The following is an 18147-nucleotide window of genomic DNA, read 5'->3' as shown; positions in this document are numbered from 1 at the left end:
GAGGTGAGAAAGATGAGTCTTCGTTCGAATCGTGTCGGTGAACAAATGAAAAAAGAGCTGACGGATATATTGAACCGGAAAGTAAAAGATCCGCGCATTGGTTTTATAACTGTCACTGACGTTGAAGTGACTGGCGATCTTCAACAGGCTACCGTGTATATTACGGTGCTTGGCAATGAAGAAGAGCGTGAGGGTACTTTGAAAGCTTTAACCAAAGCAAAAGGTTTTATCCGTTCGGAAGTAGGACAGAGAATTCGCCTGCGTAAAACTCCAGAGCTGCTCTTTGAAATGGATGCATCGATCGAATATGGCAACCGTATCGATACTTTATTAAGAGAAATCAACAGCCCTTCCACAGATCATTGATAAACAATAAAGGATCATAAGGTTCTGGCCTCTTCAGTGAATGAGATATAGACGCTTTTTCTGAGCTATATTCATTTCTTCTTAAGGGGCCAGACCTTTTTTTATGCCTGAAAAAGGAGAGAGACCGAATGGATGGAATACTTCCACTTTGGAAAGAAAAAGGAATGACTTCCCATGACTGTGTGTTTAAAGTGCGTAAAATTTTGAAGATGAAAAAGGTGGGGCACACTGGAACCCTCGATCCTGATGTAGAAGGAGTGCTGCCTATTTGTCTCGGACGGGCAACAAAGCTTGCTGAGTACATAATGAATTCAGGAAAGATATATGAAGGGGAAGTGACGGTTGGTTTTTCCACAACTACAGAAGATGCTTCTGGAGAAATAGTGGAACAACAACCCATACGTTCAAAAATTTCACGAGCCGAAGTCCTCTCGGTGTTGCAATCACTGACTGGGGAAATCACGCAAACACCGCCTATGTTTTCCGCTGTGAAAGTAAAGGGGAAAAGGCTGTATGAGTATGCTCGTCAAGGAATTGAAGTGGAAAGACCGTCAAGAAAGGTAACCATTCACGAGCTGGAATTATTGGACGACAGAGAATGGTATGAGGGAGAGGTCATTCGGTTTTCTTTTCGGGTGGCTTGCAGCAAAGGAACATATATCCGGACGCTGGCTGTTATGATTGGCGAACGACTTGGTTATCCAGCGCACATGTCTAAGCTCGTACGGACGGCGTCCGGCGGATTTAATAAACAGCAATGCGTCACATTGGAGGAACTGAGGAAACTTCAGGAAGAAGACGCCGCTTCCTCCATTCTTCAGCCTCTTGAAAAAGGGGTCAAGCATTTGCCGAAATGGGCAATAAATGATACATTAGCAAAGAAAGTAATCAACGGCTCTGTGTTGGATACTCCGACAGAATGGCCTGAAAAGGCACAAGAAGCGGCAGTATTTCATGAAGAGAGTCTACTGGCAATTTATAAGCTTCACCCGGATAAACCGGGGAAGGTAAAGCCAGTTAAAGTGTTAGCTGACTGACAGGAGGACAGGTGAGAACGGTGAAAGTGTATATGTTGCATCATCCCCATAACTTAGACAAAAATAATTTGCCCCCTTTAGTGATGGCTCTTGGTTTTTTTGATGGAGTCCATACCGGGCACCAGCAAGTCATTCGTGCGGCGGTAGAGAAAGCAAGGAATCAGGGCATAAAAAGTGCGGTGATGACATTTGATCCTCATCCGTCCGTCGTCCTTGGAAATACACATAAACCAATAAAATATATTACTCCAATGGATGAAAAAATTAAAAAAATAGAGTCACTAGAGGTAGATTATTTGTTTATTGTCCGATTCACCTCTGATTTTGCAGCACTCGAACCCCAGCAATTTGTTGATGAATATATTATTGGTCTCCATGTGGAGCATGTCGTTGCCGGATTTGATTACACATATGGCCGCCTTGGGAAGGGCACAATGGAAACTCTTCCTTTTCATTCGCGTGATGTCTTTGCTTCAACAACGATTGATAAATGGGAGTATGAGCAAGAGAAAGTTAGTTCCACAAAAATTCGCCACTTTCTTGGGGAAGGAAATGTGGAAGAGGCAGCCCGTTTGCTCGGAAGGCCTTATGAGGTAAAGGGCACAGTCATTCATGGAGACAAGCGTGGCCGCAAAATTGGATTTCCCACCGCAAATGTGGAAGTGGATGAAGATTATCTCATCCCTGAAACGGGCGTCTATGCAGTGAAATTAAAAGTGAAAAATGAATGGTATGAAGGAGTTTGCAATATCGGCTACCGTCCGACATTCAAGCATCCCGATGAGCACAGTCTGTCGGTAGAGGTTCATATTTTTGATTTTGACCACTCGATATATGGAGAAGAGGTTTCTGTTAAATGGTATGCCCGGCTGCGTGGGGAACAGAAATTTGATGGGATCGATGCCCTTGTGGCTCAAATTGACAAAGACAAGCAGGCGGCTGTTACGTATTTTGCAGCGGAAAGGTAAAGAGGTTGCATTTTTTCTTAAGATAAGCTATGATTAAAAATGCATTATTTGAACCTTTGCTCAGCATCGCGCCGCTCCAACGCATGCTTGGTAACAGGGGATTTTATAAAAACTAAGGAGGAATTACAATGGCTTTAACTCAAGAACGCAAGAACGAAATTATCAACCAATACAAAACTCATGAAAGTGACACTGGTTCTCCGGAAGTACAAATTGCTGTGCTTACAGAGCAAATCAATACACTTAACGAGCATTTACGCACTCATAAAAAAGACCATCATTCACGTCGCGGTTTGTTGAAAATGGTTGGACGTCGTCGTAACCTATTAACTTACCTTCGTAACAAAGATGTTCAACGTTACCGTGAATTAATTCAAAAGCTTGGCTTGCGTCGCTAAGCCGTTCAGAAAGCGGGATTTGTTCCCGCTTTTTTATTAGGAGAAAAACAGTTGGGATTTAATTCCAAAAGAAAATAAAAAGTGAATGAGTAACTTATATTTTTCAGCAGAGAATATATAAGATAGATAAATTCAATGATATAACTTTGCATGAATCATCCCGAGTGTTATGCTAATAGTTAGGATGATACGCAATCACAACATTTATTGGTACAGAGAGGGGTTCATTTATGGAGCAAGGGAAACAAACATTTTCCATAGAATGGGCAGGTCGTGAGCTAACTGTTGAAGTTGGCCAGGTCGCTAAACAAGCTAATGGAGCGGCGTTGATCCGCTATGGAGATACAGTCGTACTAAGTACAGCTACTGCTTCAAAGGAAGCAAAGCCTTTTGACTTCTTTCCGCTAACAGTTAATTATGAGGAACGCTTATATGCTGTTGGGAAAATCCCAGGCGGTTTCATTAAGAGAGAAGGCCGTCCAAGTGAAAAAGCAACACTGGCAAGCCGGCTGATTGACCGTCCAATCCGCCCATTATTCGCGGATGGTTTCCGCAATGAAGTACAAGTAATCAGCATAGTGATGAGTGTGGACCAAAACTGCTCCTCCGAAATGGCGGCTATGTTTGGTTCATCATTGTCATTAAGTATTTCTGACATTCCATTTGAAGGCCCGATTGCCGGTGTCATCGTTGGCCGTGTAAACGAAGAGTTTATTATTAATCCATCTGTTGAACAGCTTGAAAAGAGTGACTTGCACTTAACTGTAGCTGGAACAAAAGACGCGGTTAACATGGTAGAAGCAGGAGCAGATGAAGTACCTGAAGAGGTCATGCTTGAAGCCATCATGTTCGGCCATGAAGAAATTAAGCGTTTAATCGCTTTTCAGGAGGAAATTGTCAAGGCGGTAGGAAAAGAAAAAATCGAAATCGATTTGTACGAGCTTGATGCGGATCTTGAACAGCAGGTTCGTTCTATCTGTGAAAAGGAAATGGTCGAAGCGATTCAAGTGCAGGAAAAACATGCACGCGAAGATGCGATTAACGCCGTAAAAGCAACCGTTGTTGAGAAGTTTACAGCCGAAGAGGCAGAGGAAGAAACAATAAAGCAGATCGGACAAATCTTGGACAAGATCGTCAAAGAAGAAGTCCGCCGCCTTATTACAGTTGAAAAAGTAAGACCAGATGGCCGAAAAATCGATGAAATCCGTCCGCTATCTTCTATGGTCGGTTTACTGCCCCGTACACATGGTTCTGCTATGTTCACAAGAGGACAAACACAAGTACTAAGTATTTGTACTCTCGGTGCACTAGGCGATGTACAGATTTTAGATGGACTTGGCATCGAGGAGTCCAAGCGCTTCATGCACCATTATAATTTCCCTTCCTTCAGCGTAGGAGAAACTCGTCCATTACGAGCGCCAGGCCGTCGTGAAATCGGTCATGGAGCGTTAGGAGAACGGGCTTTAGAGCCGATCGTTCCAAGTGAAAAAGACTTCCCATACACGATTCGCCTCGTATCAGAAGTGTTGGAGTCAAATGGTTCTTCTTCTCAGGCGAGTATTTGTGCCAGCACGATGGCGATGATGGATGCCGGTGTTCCGATCAAGGCACCAGTAGCCGGTATTGCGATGGGCCTTGTAAAATCCGGCGAACATTACACTGTTCTATCGGATATCCAAGGAATGGAAGACCACCTTGGAGATATGGACTTTAAAGTGGCCGGTACAGAAAAAGGTGTTACAGCCTTACAAATGGATATTAAAATTGAAGGCTTGAGCCGTGAAATTTTAGAAGAAGCTCTTCAACAAGCGAAAAAAGGCCGTATGCATATTTTAGATCATATGATATCTGTCATTGCTGAACCGCGCAGCGAGCTGTCAGATTACGCACCGAAAATCTTAACGATGACTATTAATCCGGATAAAATCCGTGATGTAATCGGACCAAGCGGCAAGCAGATCAATAAGATCATTGAAGAAACAGGCGTTAAAATTGATATCGAGCAAGATGGCACAATCTTTATTTCTTCAGTGGATGCCCAGCAGAATAATGCTGCAAAGAAAATCATCGAAGATATTGTTCGTGAAGTCGAAGTAGGGCAGCTATACGATGGTACAGTCAAGCGCATCGAGAAATTTGGCGCATTTGTTGAGTTGTTCCCTGGTAAAGACGGGCTTGTTCACATTTCAGAGCTAGCTGAAGAGCGTGTTCGCAAAGTGGAAGATGTTGTGGCACTTGGTGATAAACTTCTCGTCAAAGTCATTGGTATTGACGATCAGGGCCGGGTAAATCTTTCGCGTAAGACTGTATTAAAAGAACAAAAAGAAGCGGCTGAAAAACAAGGCCAACAGTCATAATCAAAAACCAGAGGATGCTCCTCTGGTTTTTTCGCATGTTCTATAATCCCCCTATTTTTCATAATTTTAAAACAATGGGGGGAGGCATGGACAATGGGAAAAATAAAACATATGATTAGTGTATTAATCATTGGAATGATTATGTTCTTTTTCGTTGAAAGCAAATTGATCAGCGGTTATCTCGAGGAATTAAAGAACGAGGCGCAATTCGCCCATCAAAGCGGACCATCATTGCTTCAACAGATCCAACAAGAAGCGAAAGATCGCTATGTTTCACCTCAGAATGCCAAGATTGATCGAGTATGGAAAGCAATACCCGGTTATAATGGACTGAAAGTAAATGAAAAGAAGTCCTACCAATTGATGAAAAAAGATGGAAGGTTTCAAGAAAGCCGTTTAATATATAAACAAATACCACCTAAGGTCCATTTAAAGGACTTGCCCCCCGCTCCAATTTATCGTGGACATTCTGACAAGGCAATGGTAAGCTTGGCTATTAATGTAGCATGGGGGGAAGAATATTTACCGGAAATGTTAGAAGTGTTGAAAAAGCATTCAATTCATGCTACCTTTTTCTTCGAAGGGCAATGGGTAAAAAAACACCCTGATCTTGCTAAAATGATTATAGATGCTGGACATGAAGGAGGAAATCACTCTTACACTCATCCGGATATGGCACGCCTAAGCAAGGCGCGTGCCAGAGAAGAGATGGAAAAGACAAATAAAGTTATTGAATCAGCAACAGGAACCCGTCCGCTGCTGTTCGCTCCTCCAAGCGGCAGCTTTACTGACGCGACAGTAGAAACTGCTCATCAGCTCGGAATGAATACAACTTTGTGGACAGTAGACACGATTGATTGGAAGAAACCTACGCCCGAAGCTCTTATTAATAGGGTCATAAGCCGTGTACATCCAGGGGCGATCATTTTAATGCATCCGACTGAATCATCGTCCGCTTCTTTAGACACATTGGTTAGAAAGCTAAAGGCTAAACAATTAAAAGTGGACACTGTATCCAACTTGCTAAGCGAAACTAGAATTATTTCACATACATCATCATCTAGTCATTAACGAACTCGGCTTTTTTACAGCGGCTGAAATAGGAGGATTACATTGATAAAAAAGTTTACTTGTGACAATGGGGTTAGAATAGTAATGGAAGAAATACCGACTGTGCGGTCAGCAGCTATTGGTATCTGGATCGCGACAGGTTCAAGAGATGAAACACCTGAAAATAATGGTATTTCCCATTTCTTAGAACATATGTTTTTTAAAGGGACGGATACAAAATCAGCAAAAGAGATTGCCGAAAGCTTTGACAGCATCGGTGGACAGGTCAATGCGTTCACTTCGAAAGAGTATACTTGTTACTATGCTAAGGTGCTTGATAATCATGCGACTTATGCTGTGGATACGCTGGCTGATATGTTTTTTAATTCGGCTTTTGCTGAGGAAGAAATGAATAAAGAAAAAAGTGTAGTGTCAGAAGAAATTAAGATGTATGAAGATACACCAGATGACATTGTCCATGATTTACTGAGCAAGGCTTTTTATAAAAGTCATCCGCTTGGTTATCCGATACTTGGCACTGAGGAAACACTGGCTTCTTTTACAAGGGAAAAACTAAAACAATACATGCATGATATGTATACACCTGATCGCGTTGTTATTTCTATTGCAGGTAATGTCAGCGAAGAGCTAGTTCAGCATGCAGCGAAGCTTTTTGGCTCTTATCAAGGGGGACAACGTCCAGATCATGCGATATCGCCTGAAACATTTACGGAAAAAGTAGCCCGGAAAAAAGAAACTGAGCAGGCGCATCTTTGCCTCGGATTTGAAGGATTGCCGATTGGCCATAAAGATGTGTACAATTTAATTGTTTTGAATAATATTTTAGGAGGAAGCATGTCTTCCCGGCTCTTCCAGGAAGTACGCGAACAGCGTGGGCTTGCTTATTCGGTCTTCTCTTATCATTCTTCTTTTAGAGATAGCGGCCTTGTCACGATATATGGCGGCACTGGAGCAGAACAGCTAGACGAATTATTTGAAACAATCCAGCAAACGCTAGCTACGTTGAAAGCGGACGGAATCAGCGGTAAAGAGCTGCATAATAGCAAAGAGCAACTAAAAGGCAGTTTAATGCTCAGTCTAGAGAGCACCAATAGCCGCATGAGCCGCAATGGTAAGAATGAGCTATTGTTAAAGAAGCATCGTACGCTTGATGAAATCGTCAGTTTAATTGATGAAGTAACGATGGAGAAGGTGAATAATCTCGGTAATAAAATCTTCAACAATGATTATTCGGCGGCTTTGATTAGTCCAGACGGAAAGTTTCCAGGGGCCGTTACTATATAATTAGAAAATCTCTTGCATATAGCAAGAGATTTTTTTATTCATTTCACCGAAATTCTATTTTTTCATACAATGTAGAAGCGAGAAGAAAGGGATGGTGAAAACGATGCTGACAGGGCTCCAGGTGGCTGTGTTAGGCGGAGATGCCCGCCAGCTTGAAATCATCAGGAAATTAACAGAACTTGATGCAAAAGTGTATCTAGTTGGGTTTGACCAACTCGAACAAAGCTTTACGGGGGCGGTAAAGGAGAAGCTGGCGGAACTGCCTTTTAACGAGTTAGATGCCATTATTCTACCGGTAGCTGGCTTGCAACCAACAGGTGAAATTGAAGCAATCTTTTCATCTCATCATCTCCGTTTAACGAAAGGCATGCTTGAAAAAACGCCCGATCACTGCATTCTATTTACAGGCATTAGTCCTCCGGTACTGACGAAGCTTGCTGCACAAACAGGAAAAACACTCATTCGCCTATTCGACCGGGATGATGTATCGATTTATAATTCCATACCAACTGCGGAAGGTGCAGTAATGATGGCAATCCAGCAAACGGATTTTACCATACATGGCTCTTCTGTTGCTGTTCTTGGCATGGGCAGAGTAGGAATGAGCGTGGCTAGGACATTTGACAGCTTAGGGGCAAATGTAAAGCTTGGTGCAAGAAGGAGCGAACATTTAGCGCGAGCAATTGAAATGGGGCTGACACCGTTTTCCATTGACCAGCTCCCTAAAGAAGCAGAGTCGCTAGATATCATTATTAATACAATTCCCTCTTTAGTCATTACCGCACAATCCATCGCCAGGATGAAGCCTCATATGTTAATTATTGATTTAGCTTCCAAGCCAGGAGGAACAGACTTTCAATTTGCCAAAAAGCGAGGCATCAAAGCAATCCTTGCTTTAGGGTTGCCGGGAATTGTGGCCCCAAAAACCGCCGGACAGATTTTAGCGAGCGTGATTGCGGACTTGTTAGGAGACATAAATACTACGAAAGGAGATTAGAAGATGTCATTAAAAGGGAAGCGAATTGGATTCGGCATTACGGGCTCTCATTGTACGTATGAGGAAGTGTTTCCGCAAATTAAGAAGCTTGTCGAACTTGGAGCAGACGTAGTTCCAGTTGTAACAGCTACGGTAAAAGGAACAGGCACACGCTTTGGTGAAGTGGGAGAATGGGTAGAGAAGATTGAAAAAGTGACAGGGAAAAAAGTGATTGATTCCATCGTGGCAGCCGAGCCGCTCGGCCCAAAAATCCCACTCGATTGCATGGTGATTGCTCCAATTACCGGCAATTCACTTAGCAAATTTGCCAATGCCATGACAGATTCACCGGTATTGATGGCGGCTAAAGCAACATTGCGGAATTTGAAGCCTGTCGTTCTCGGAATTTCAACCAATGATGCCCTCGGTTTAAATGGAATGAACATTATGAGGCTTATGCCTGTAAAAAATGTGTATTTTGTTCCGTTTGGTCAGGATGACCCGATAAAAAAACCAAATTCTATGGTAGCGAGAATGGACAGTCTGACAGAGACAATCGAATCCGCTCTAGAAGGAAAGCAACTACAGCCGGTTATTATTGAACGGTTCCGCTACGGGAGTTAATTTCTCCCCTTTTTTCTCTTTTTTTAAGAACTCAGCATTTTATTGCTCTTTTCGAACTTTAATATGATAAAATAGTAGCTATTAAAAGTGCTATTCTATTTTTTTTACTATTTAATATTGTTTAAAAACTATTACATATGCACAAGTCTATTTGTTCATAGGGAATTTGAAAGGGGAAAAAGAAGGATGAATACAAAAGGATTTCATATTGCTCTTGTAGGCGCAACTGGAGCAGTTGGCCAACAAATGCTTCAAACATTAGAAGAAAGAGAATTTCCAATCCGTAAATTAACATTGCTTTCATCTGCACGCTCTGCAGGAAAAGCGATTCTTTATAAAGGGGAAGAAGTAATTGTACAAGAAGCAAAGCCCGAGAGCTTTGAAGGAGTCGACATTGCTTTGTTCAGTGCCGGGGGCAGCATTTCTAAACAGCTTGCTCCAGAAGCAGTGAAACGGGGAGCGATTGTTGTGGATAACACGAGCGCTTACCGCATGGACGAAGATGTTCCGCTCGTTGTGCCGGAAGTAAATAAAGAAGATTTAAGAAAACATAATGGAATCATTGCTAACCCGAACTGTTCAACGATTCAAATGGTGGCTGCTCTTGAACCCATCCGCCAATCGTACGGTTTAAAAAAGGTGATTGTATCGACTTACCAGGCTGTATCTGGAGCAGGAGCGAAAGCCATCAATGAAATGTATAGCCAAACACAAGATATTCTTGATGGCAAAGAAGTAACGCCAGAAATTTTGCCAGTAGGCAGTGATAAAAAGCATTATCAAATTGCTTTTAATGCCATTCCTCAAATTGACAAATTTCAGGAAAACGGCTTTACGTTTGAGGAAATGAAAATGATCAATGAAACAAAGAAAATTATGCACATGCCAGAGCTTAGTGTAGCAGCTACGTGTGTACGCCTTCCTGTAGAAACTGGGCACTCGGAGTCTGTTTACTTTGAAGTGGACACTAAGGGATTGTCAGCAGCTGATATTAAACATAAACTGCAGGATGCACCAGGGGTAGTTTTGCAAGATAATCCGGATGAACAAGTGTATCCAATGCCTGCGCATTGCATCGGAAAGAAAGAAGTATTTGTTGGACGGGTGCGCAAAGACCTGGATGAAGAAACAGGCTTCCATATGTGGGTTGTTTCTGATAACCTGCTCAAGGGAGCTGCCTGGAATTCTGTTCAAATTGCTGAAACATTGATTGAGATGGAGCTTGTAAAAGAAAAGTGATCGTAGGATGATCTCATCACGGAAATGCAGAGGTGTTTATAGTGAAAGTTATCGTACAGAAATTTGGCGGCACATCCGTCCGCAGTGAAGAATCACGCCGCCACGCTAAGCGGCATATTGAATCAGCGATCAAAGAAGGATATAAAGTTGTAGTGGTTGTTTCTGCGATGGGACGACAGGGAGATCCTTATGCAACAGATACACTCTTATCTCTAGTTAATGGAACAGAGATGAAACTGACAGCGAGAGAGCAGGATATGCTTTTGTCTTGCGGTGAAGTTATATCCAGCCTCGTCTTTACAAATATGTTATTAGAGAGCAACATAACTGCCTGTGCCATGACTGGGGCTCAGGCAGGATTTATAACAAATGATGACCATACGAATGCTAAAATCCTTGAAATGAGATGCGACAGGCTGCTAAAAGCCCTTCATTCGCATGATGTAGTCGTCGTAGCTGGTTTCCAGGGAGCTTCTAAAACGGGTGACATTACAACAATTGGACGCGGAGGAAGCGATACGTCGGCTGCTGCTCTCGGTGCTGCCCTACAGGCAGAATGGGTAGATATCTTTACAGATGTCGAAGGAATCATGACAGCCGATCCTCGTATTGCTACGAAGGCGCGGCCGCTTTCTGTTGTTACTTATACTGAAGTGTGCAACATGGCTTATCAGGGAGCGAAAGTCATTCATCCCCGTGCTGTGGAGATTGCTATGCAGGCCAAAGTGCCAATGCGTATCCGCTCTACTCAGTCTGACGGCGTTGGGACGCTTGTTACTTCGATTACGAAGCCGAATCAAGGGCCGGACGTTCGTGAGCGCCTCGTTACAGGAATTGCCCATGTGAGCAATGTAGCACAGATTAAAGTACAGGCGAAAAAAGATCAGTATAACTTGCAGGCGGAAGTATTTAAAGCCATGGCCAACGAAAAGATCAGTGTGGACTTCATCAATATTTCTCCAACAGGTGTAGTTTATACGGTTGCAGGAGAGATGGCTGATCGTGCTATTTCTGTTTTAAGAGAAATGGATTATGAGCCTGACGTGGAGAAAGACTGTGCAAAAGTATCAGTCGTCGGTGCTGGCATGACAGGCGTACCGGGTGTGACATCTAAAATTGTTACGGCCTTGTCGGAACAAGGAGTCGGTATTTTGCAATCCGCCGACAGTCATACAACTATATGGGTGCTCGTTAAAAACGAACAGCTCGTAACGGCGGTTAACGCGCTTCATGATGCTTTCCTTTTGCACGAGGATCAGTTTGAATATGAAAATAACTAAGCCGGCTGTTTGAAGGAGGAAAAGGAGTATGACTTCTTTCGGACGGGTGTCAACTGCTATGGTGACACCGTTTGACTCAAAAGAAAATGTTGATTTTGAAAGAACGACCCAACTGGTGAATTATTTAATAAATAATGGAACAGACTCACTTGTTATTGCTGGAACTACTGGAGAATCTCCAGTTCTGACGGCGGAAGAAAAGGTCGCTTTGTTCCGCCATACAGTTAAAGTAGCCAATGGACGAGTACCTGTTATAGCGGGTACTGGTAGCAATAATACGCGACAGTCTATTGAGTTGACAAAGAAAGCTGAAGAGGCGGGCGTGGACGCTATTATGCTTGTTGCCCCTTATTATAATAAACCGAATCAGGAAGGGCTCTATCAGCACTTTAAGACGGTTGCCGAAGCGACTTCTTTACCCGTGATGCTCTATAATATTCCTGGACGTTCGAGTGTGAATATCGAGCCTGAAACGATTATTAGATTGTCTAAATTGCCTAATATTGTGGCAGTGAAGGAGGCGAGCGGAAATCTAGACGCCGTCACTGAAATCATTGCTGGCACAGACGATGACTTTCAGGTGTATAGTGGCGATGATAGCCTGACACTTCCGATCCTTTCAATTGGAGGAGTTGGTATCGTTTCTGTCGCTTCACATGTTGCAGGTAATGAGATGCAACAAATGGTTTCAGCCTTTTTAGATGGCAATTACAAGGAAGCAGCAAAACTTCATCAACAGCTTTTGCCGCTGATTAAACAATTATTTGCTTCTCCAAGTCCAGTGCCTGTAAAAACGGCCTTGCAGTTAAAAGGCATGGATATGGGGTCTGTACGTTTGCCGCTCGTTCCACTTACAGAAGCTGAACGCACCGCTTTACAGAAATTAGTGTAAACGAAAAAAATTCCCGATAGGTTGAGGTCTCCTGGCTGATACAGCTGCAGAAAGCTTTTTCTGCCTCATTTCAGCAGGAGCCCGCTTGTCGGGATTTTTTTGTTAAAATCAGATAAAAGCTTTCCCAGAGACAGATAGTATTGGCTTTACTTTCCTTCATCCCTTATAATAAACATAATGTGATGGGACGGGTGTTCTTAAGTATAGGAGGAAATTTATAGTGAGTAAGAAAAAAAACGAAACGATTAAAGTGATTCCGCTTGGCGGAGTAGGTGAAATTGGAAAGAATATGACGGTAGTCGAAGTGGATGAAGAGATTTTTATAATTGACAGCGGGCTCATGTTCCCGGAAAATGAAATGCTCGGAATCGATATCGTCATCCCTGATATTTCTTATTTAATTGATAATAAAGAACGTATTAAAGGGATCTTTTTAACGCACGGACATGAAGACGCCATCGGCTCGTTAGGCTATGTGCTGCAAAAAATTAAAGCGCCTGTGTATGGAACGAAGCTGACAATTGCCTTGGCAAAAATGCGTTTACGTGAGGAGAACGTAAAGGAAGAAGTAAAGTATTATACGGTGCATTCAGATACGCGGCTCCGTTTTGATAGTGTGGAAGTAACATTTTTCCGCACAACTCATAGCATTCCGGATTCTGTTGGTGTAGCCATTCACACTTCCGAAGGAGCCATCGTGCATACGGGGGAATTTAAGTTTGATCAGGCCGCAAAAGGTCTTTATTCACCTGATATTGGAAAGATGGCTCAAATTGGCCAGAATGGGGTGTTTATGCTCTTATCTGATTCTACAGAGGCAGAGCGCCCGGGCCACACAACGTCTGAAGAAGTGATTGCTAGCCAGTTATCGGATGCTTTTCATATGGCAAAAGGACGTATTATTGTCGCTTCATATGCCTCCAATTTAATTCGTATCCAGCAAGTATTTGACGCTGCTTACGAGAATGACCGCAAAGTGGCCGTCAGCGGTAAAAGCTTGCAGCGTGTGAACGATGTGGCGATCAAGCTAGGCTATTTAAATGTTCAAGAAGATGTATTGGTTAGCCTGCAGGAAATTGCTGAATATCCGGAAAATGAAATTGTAATTTTAACAACGGGCGTGCAGGGAGAACCAATTGAAGCACTGCAAAAAATGGCAAAAGGAACGAACAAGCTCGTAAGAATTAAAGAGGGAGATACAGTTTTAATTACGGCTACGCCTTCTCCGGGATTAGAGCTGCTTATGGCAAAGACAGTGAATCTTCTTTATCGTTCCGGGGCAAATGTGGTAACAGGCAGCCGTAAAGTGCATGTTTCTGGTCACGGCTTCCAAGAAGATTTAAAGTTTATGCTCAATCTCATGAAACCACGTTATTTTATTCCTATTCAGGGTGAATACCGCATGTTGAAAGCCCATGCCAAGCTAGCTGCTCAAACAGGCGTACCCGTGGAGAACATTTATATCCCTGAAAAAGGGGATGTGATTGAATATAAAAACGATAAATTGCGCGTCAGCTCTAAAGTATCTGCAGGCAATGTCCTGATTGATGGAATCGGCGTAGGAGATGTAGGCAACATCGTCTTGCGAGACCGTAAGCTTTTGTCACAGGATGGAATTTTCATTGTCGTCATTACGCTAAGCAAAAAACAAAAACGGATTGTCTCCGGTCCAGAGATCATATCGCGTGGTTTTGTGTACGTACGAGAGTCCGAGAAACTGATGGAGCAATCGACGAAATTAATCACTGATATCGTAGAAAAAAATATGGCTGGCGAATCTTTTGATTGGTCAAGCATTAAGCAAGATATTAGAGATCAACTGAATTCATTCCTATTTGAAAAAACGAAACGCCGTCCAATGATCCTTCCCATCATCATGGAAGTCTAGAAAAGCGGAGGCGCTCGTTCAGCGGCGACAAGCATAAGACAAGCCAGCTGGAAGGTTGTTTTTTAATCTTCTGGCTGGATGGGCTTATGACCTCGAGCCGCTAGCGCCTGCAGCTGGACAATAGAAAAGCGGAAGGCGCTCGTTCAGCGGCGGAAAAGCCTTTTTTATTCCACCGATAAAAAGAAGATACTCTACGAATGATAAAATTAAAAATAAGCCTTCGGGCTTATTTTTTTGTTTATTGTTCTCTGGAGCTTTTGAATAATATCAGTCAGGATGAAGAGAATATTCATATACAAGTTAGGCGTTAGAATGCGTCGCCTTCGAAAGGAGAAATTGGATATGGATATAGAAAAGAAAACAATGGAAGAAACAGAGCCGGAAGAACAAAATGAGAAACCCCAATCTTCTTTAATGGAGAAAATTCAACAGCTCGGACAGACAAATGTCCCCCAGCTTTCAAGTGATTCTCCTGTACATTGCCTCACTATTATTGGCCAAATTGAAGGGCACTTGCAGCTCCCTCCGCAAAATAAAACAACAAAATATGAGCACGTCATTCCGCAAATTGTGGCCATTGAACAAAACCCCTCAATCAAGGGGCTGCTCATTGTTTTAAATACTGTGGGAGGAGATGTTGAAGCAGGGCTCGCTATTTCTGAGATGCTTGCTTCATTGTCAAAGCCAACTGTTTCCATTGTTCTTGGAGGAGGGCATTCTATTGGTGTACCGATTGCTGTTTCCTGTGATTATTCCTTTATTGCTTCCACGGCTACTATGACCATTCATCCAATCCGGCTGACTGGTCTCGTGATTGGTGTTCCACAGAGCTTTGAGTATTTGGATAAAATGCAGGAAAGAGTAGTCAATTTTGTTACAAAGCACTCAGCTATTTCAGAAGAAAAGTTTAAGGAACTAATGTTGGCAAAGGGGAACTTAACAAGGGATATAGGTACAAATGTAGTTGGCAAGGACGCTGTCCAGTACGGCTTAATTAAAGAAGTAGGCGGAATCGGGGAAGCGATGAGGAAGCTAAATGAATTGATTGCTGCTAAAGAGCAAGGCGGGGCGATGATCCAATGATTTTATATACAGTCATGCCGTATGAGCATATTTACCCCGAAGATACTCAAGGGAATAATCTGGAATTTATTTCGTGGAACGGTATTCCACTTTTTGCAGAGCGTGAGGAAAATCGCTATAAAGTTGTCCGTATTCTCAGTACCGATCCGTCCCACTATTTAAACCAGCAAGTAACACCCGGCCAATTCATTTCCCTTTAAACATCGTTAGATAGATACGAACAAATATGCTATAATATAGAAAGCAGCCCCATCGGCTGCTTTCTTGCTTTTTGTTTTAATCCAATGATTAGGTGGGAGCTATGGCAAATAAAAAGAAGAAAAAATCGTCCAAGCGGACAAAAAAATCAATGCAAATCAAAGAAGCGATTAAGCTGGAGTTAATTGGAATCATCACCATTGCCTTGAGCCTCATCGGCATCATAAGACTCGGCGCAGTAGGCAATGCTTTCGTTTATTTTTTTCGATTTTTCCTCGGCGAATGGTATATGATTGGCTTCATCGCTGCGATCCTTTATGGAATTTACATAATGGCAAAACGTAAGAGGCCTCTTCTGTTTCGCAGGAAACAGGTGGGACTGTATGTTATTTTGATGAGCGTATTACTTTTAAGTCATGTAAAGCTGTTTGAGCTGCTTGGAAACGGTCGGTCGTTTAATGAGCCGAGCGTCTTAATTAACACATGGGATCTTTACTGGCTGGAGGTAAAAGAAGGAACGGCCAGCAGCCACGACCTGGGAGGCGGGATGATCGGTGCCACGCTATTTGCTGTTTCCTACTTTTTATTTGATACGCTTGGCACAAAAATTTTGAGTTTCGTTCTTATCATGATTGGTTTGATTTTAATTACCGGCCGATCGTTTGGAGAAATTTTTAACAAACTATTTGCAGCCGGACAGAAAAACTTTAAAAAGCAGTGGGCTGTATTTCTCCAAGATATGAAAGAGTGGAAGGATGAGAGAAAGACAAGACGGGCTGATCGGGTGGAAGAGGATGAAAAAATACCTGAAAGAGCATCTGAAAGAACAGTAGAGCCACATTCCCCATTGACTAATAATGAAGACAATTATTCGGCTCCGGAGCCGATTATTTCAAGTTTTACCGAGCGTGCTTATCAGGAGGAAGCGGAGCCCGTTCTAGAACGGGGAAAAGAAGAAAAGGCAAGGCCAGCCCAGGCCGCTGAAAAAGAAGAGGATGATCGAGCACCTTCTATGACTTTTACAGAGGTAGAAAACAAAGATTATCAGCTTCCTTCGATTAACCTGTTAACAAGGCCCCAGCAAACGGACCAAAGCAGAGAATACAAACAAATCCATGCAAATGCAGCGAAGTTAGAAAGAACATTCCAAAGCTTCGGTGTGAAAGCGAAAGTCACCCAGGTTCACCTAGGGCCTGCTGTGACTAAGTATGAAGTGCATCCTGATGTGGGGGTAAAAGTCAGCAAGATTGTTAGTTTAAGTGATGACCTCGCCCTGGCGTTAGCCGCAAAGGATATCCGGATGGAAGCGCCAATCCCCGGAAAATCGGCTATTGGAATCGAAGTGCCTAATTCGGAGGTAGCTATGGTCTCGCTTCGGGAAGTATTAGAAGCAAGTGCTAATGAAAAACCAGGATCCAAGCTAATGATTGCTTTTGGACGCGACATTACCGGAGAGGCAGTATCGGCTGAATTAAACAAAATGCCCCATTTACTCGTAGCTGGAGCTACAGGAAGTGGGAAGAGTGTTTGTATAAATGGGATTATTACTAGCATCTTAATGCGGGCAAAACCGCATGAGGTCAAGCTCATGATGATTGATCCGAAAATGGTGGAATTAAATGTTTACAATGGCATTCCTCACCTGCTGGCGCCGGTTGTAACAGATGCAAAAAAAGCTTCCCAAGCACTGAAGAAAGTCGTAGGAGAAATGGAGCGTAGATATGATCTGTTCTCTCACAGCGGAACGAGAAACATTGAAGGGTATAACACCCATGTGAAACGCCATAACGAAGAGACAGGAGAAAAGCAGCCGCTTCTTCCTTATATTGTTGTTATCGTTGATGAGCTGGCTGACTTGATGATGGTCGCCTCGGGCGATGTAGAAGATTCTATTACAAGGCTTGCCCAAATGGCACGAGCAGCAGGCATTCATTTAATCATTGCCACTCAGCGACCTTCTGTCGACGTCATTACTGGTGTGATCAAAGCAAACATTCCGTCAAGAATTGCTTTTGCCGTATCTTCAATGACAGACTCGAGAACCATCCTGGATATGGGAGGAGCGGAAAAACTTTTAGGCCGTGGGGATATGCTTTTCTTTCCTTCAGGCGCCTCCAAGCCGATCCGCGTTCAGGGAGCGTTTTTATCTGATGAAGAAGTAGAAGAAGTTGTTGATTATGTGATTTCTCAACAAAAAGCGCAATATCAAGAAGACATGATCCCTGACGATACACCGGAAACGACGAGTGAGGTGGAGGATGAGCTATATGAAGAGGCAGTTCAGCTGGTAGCAGATATGCAAACTGCTTCTGTCTCTATGCTGCAAAGAAGATTTCGTATTGGCTATAGCCGTGCAGCACGGTTGATCGATGAGATGGAAATGCGAGGAGTTGTTGGCCCATATGAAGGCAGCAAACCACGAACAGTTTTAATTTCTAAACAGGCAGAGGAGCATATGCAATAATGACAAAGCCGCCGAGTTTCCT

At 43.0% G+C, this 18147-nt stretch carries 16 protein-coding genes; all 16 read left to right on the top strand.

What is annotated here, in order from left to right; translation table 11 throughout:
• Positions 1 to 12 precede the first annotated feature (12 nt).
• Complete coding sequence (gene rbfA, locus ACH0BF_RS07890) at positions 13 to 366, top strand: 30S ribosome-binding factor RbfA (protein ID WP_120037317.1); 354 nt, start codon at positions 13 to 15, stop codon at positions 364 to 366.
• A 128-nt stretch (positions 367 to 494) separates the two neighbouring features.
• On the top strand, positions 495 to 1403 hold the full coding sequence (gene truB / locus ACH0BF_RS07885; RefSeq protein WP_120037319.1) for a tRNA pseudouridine(55) synthase TruB: 909 nt from the start codon (positions 495 to 497) through the stop codon (positions 1401 to 1403).
• 20 nt (positions 1404 to 1423) lie between these two features.
• A complete protein-coding gene (gene ribF / locus ACH0BF_RS07880) occupies positions 1424 to 2371 on the top strand; it encodes a bifunctional riboflavin kinase/FAD synthetase (RefSeq protein WP_406909281.1) in 948 nt (315 codons plus the stop codon).
• Positions 2372 to 2499: 128 nt separating this feature from the next.
• Positions 2500 to 2769 carry a 30S ribosomal protein S15 gene (rpsO, locus tag ACH0BF_RS07875; protein WP_049661588.1) on the top strand — a complete coding sequence of 90 codons (270 nt, stop codon included), beginning with the start codon at positions 2500 to 2502 and terminating at the stop codon, positions 2767 to 2769.
• Positions 2770 to 2999: 230 nt separating this feature from the next.
• Positions 3000 to 5126: a polyribonucleotide nucleotidyltransferase gene (gene pnp / locus ACH0BF_RS07870; RefSeq protein ID WP_340854645.1), complete on the top strand. Its 2127-nt coding sequence runs from the start codon at positions 3000 to 3002 to the stop codon at positions 5124 to 5126.
• 93 nt (positions 5127 to 5219) lie between these two features.
• Positions 5220 to 6197, top strand: coding sequence for a polysaccharide deacetylase family protein (locus ACH0BF_RS07865; protein ID WP_406909239.1), 978 nt, complete (start codon positions 5220 to 5222; stop codon positions 6195 to 6197).
• A gap of 42 nt (positions 6198 to 6239) precedes the next feature.
• Positions 6240 to 7481 (top strand): M16 family metallopeptidase, encoded by a 1242-nt coding sequence (locus ACH0BF_RS07860; RefSeq protein WP_120037325.1) that lies wholly within the window; start codon positions 6240 to 6242, stop codon positions 7479 to 7481.
• 103 nt (positions 7482 to 7584) lie between these two features.
• Entirely contained in the window at positions 7585 to 8478 is an 894-nt protein-coding gene (gene dpaA, locus ACH0BF_RS07855) for a dipicolinic acid synthetase subunit A (RefSeq protein ID WP_340856440.1), read from the top strand.
• A gap of 3 nt (positions 8479 to 8481) precedes the next feature.
• Positions 8482 to 9081 (top strand): dipicolinate synthase subunit B, encoded by a 600-nt coding sequence (locus tag ACH0BF_RS07850; protein WP_120037327.1) that lies wholly within the window; start codon positions 8482 to 8484, stop codon positions 9079 to 9081.
• Positions 9082 to 9267: 186 nt separating this feature from the next.
• The gene (asd, locus tag ACH0BF_RS07845) at positions 9268 to 10320 is read left to right on the top strand and encodes an aspartate-semialdehyde dehydrogenase (protein ID WP_406909238.1); all 1053 of its coding nucleotides are present in this window, start codon (positions 9268 to 9270) and stop codon (positions 10318 to 10320) included.
• Between the two features lie 41 nt (positions 10321 to 10361).
• Positions 10362 to 11600, top strand: a complete 1239-nt coding sequence (dapG, locus tag ACH0BF_RS07840; RefSeq protein WP_120037331.1) for an aspartate kinase — start codon at positions 10362 to 10364, stop codon at positions 11598 to 11600.
• Positions 11601 to 11628: 28 nt separating this feature from the next.
• Positions 11629 to 12492 (top strand): 4-hydroxy-tetrahydrodipicolinate synthase, encoded by an 864-nt coding sequence (gene dapA, locus ACH0BF_RS07835; protein ID WP_120037332.1) that lies wholly within the window; start codon positions 11629 to 11631, stop codon positions 12490 to 12492.
• A gap of 220 nt (positions 12493 to 12712) precedes the next feature.
• Complete coding sequence (locus tag ACH0BF_RS07830; RefSeq protein WP_406909236.1) at positions 12713 to 14380, top strand: ribonuclease J; 1668 nt, start codon at positions 12713 to 12715, stop codon at positions 14378 to 14380.
• A 363-nt stretch (positions 14381 to 14743) separates the two neighbouring features.
• The gene (locus ACH0BF_RS07825) at positions 14744 to 15463 is read left to right on the top strand and encodes a ClpP family protease (protein WP_340856439.1); all 720 of its coding nucleotides are present in this window, start codon (positions 14744 to 14746) and stop codon (positions 15461 to 15463) included.
• The gene (locus ACH0BF_RS07820; protein ID WP_120037338.1) at positions 15460 to 15663 is read left to right on the top strand and encodes a YlzJ-like family protein; all 204 of its coding nucleotides are present in this window, start codon (positions 15460 to 15462) and stop codon (positions 15661 to 15663) included. The genes ACH0BF_RS07825 and ACH0BF_RS07820 overlap by 4 nt, the downstream gene beginning before the upstream one ends.
• A 101-nt stretch (positions 15664 to 15764) precedes the next feature.
• On the top strand, positions 15765 to 18125 hold the full coding sequence (locus tag ACH0BF_RS07815) for a DNA translocase FtsK (protein WP_340854638.1): 2361 nt from the start codon (positions 15765 to 15767) through the stop codon (positions 18123 to 18125).
• The last annotated feature ends 22 nt before the right edge of the window (positions 18126 to 18147 follow it).

Origin of the sequence: Pseudobacillus sp. 179-B 2D1 NHS (assembly GCF_045370945.1) — a bacterium.
Classification (GTDB): domain Bacteria; phylum Bacillota; class Bacilli; order Bacillales; family Domibacillaceae; genus Pseudobacillus.
Note: the sequence above shows the minus strand (reverse complement) of the source record. Positions and strands in the feature narration are given on the sequence as shown.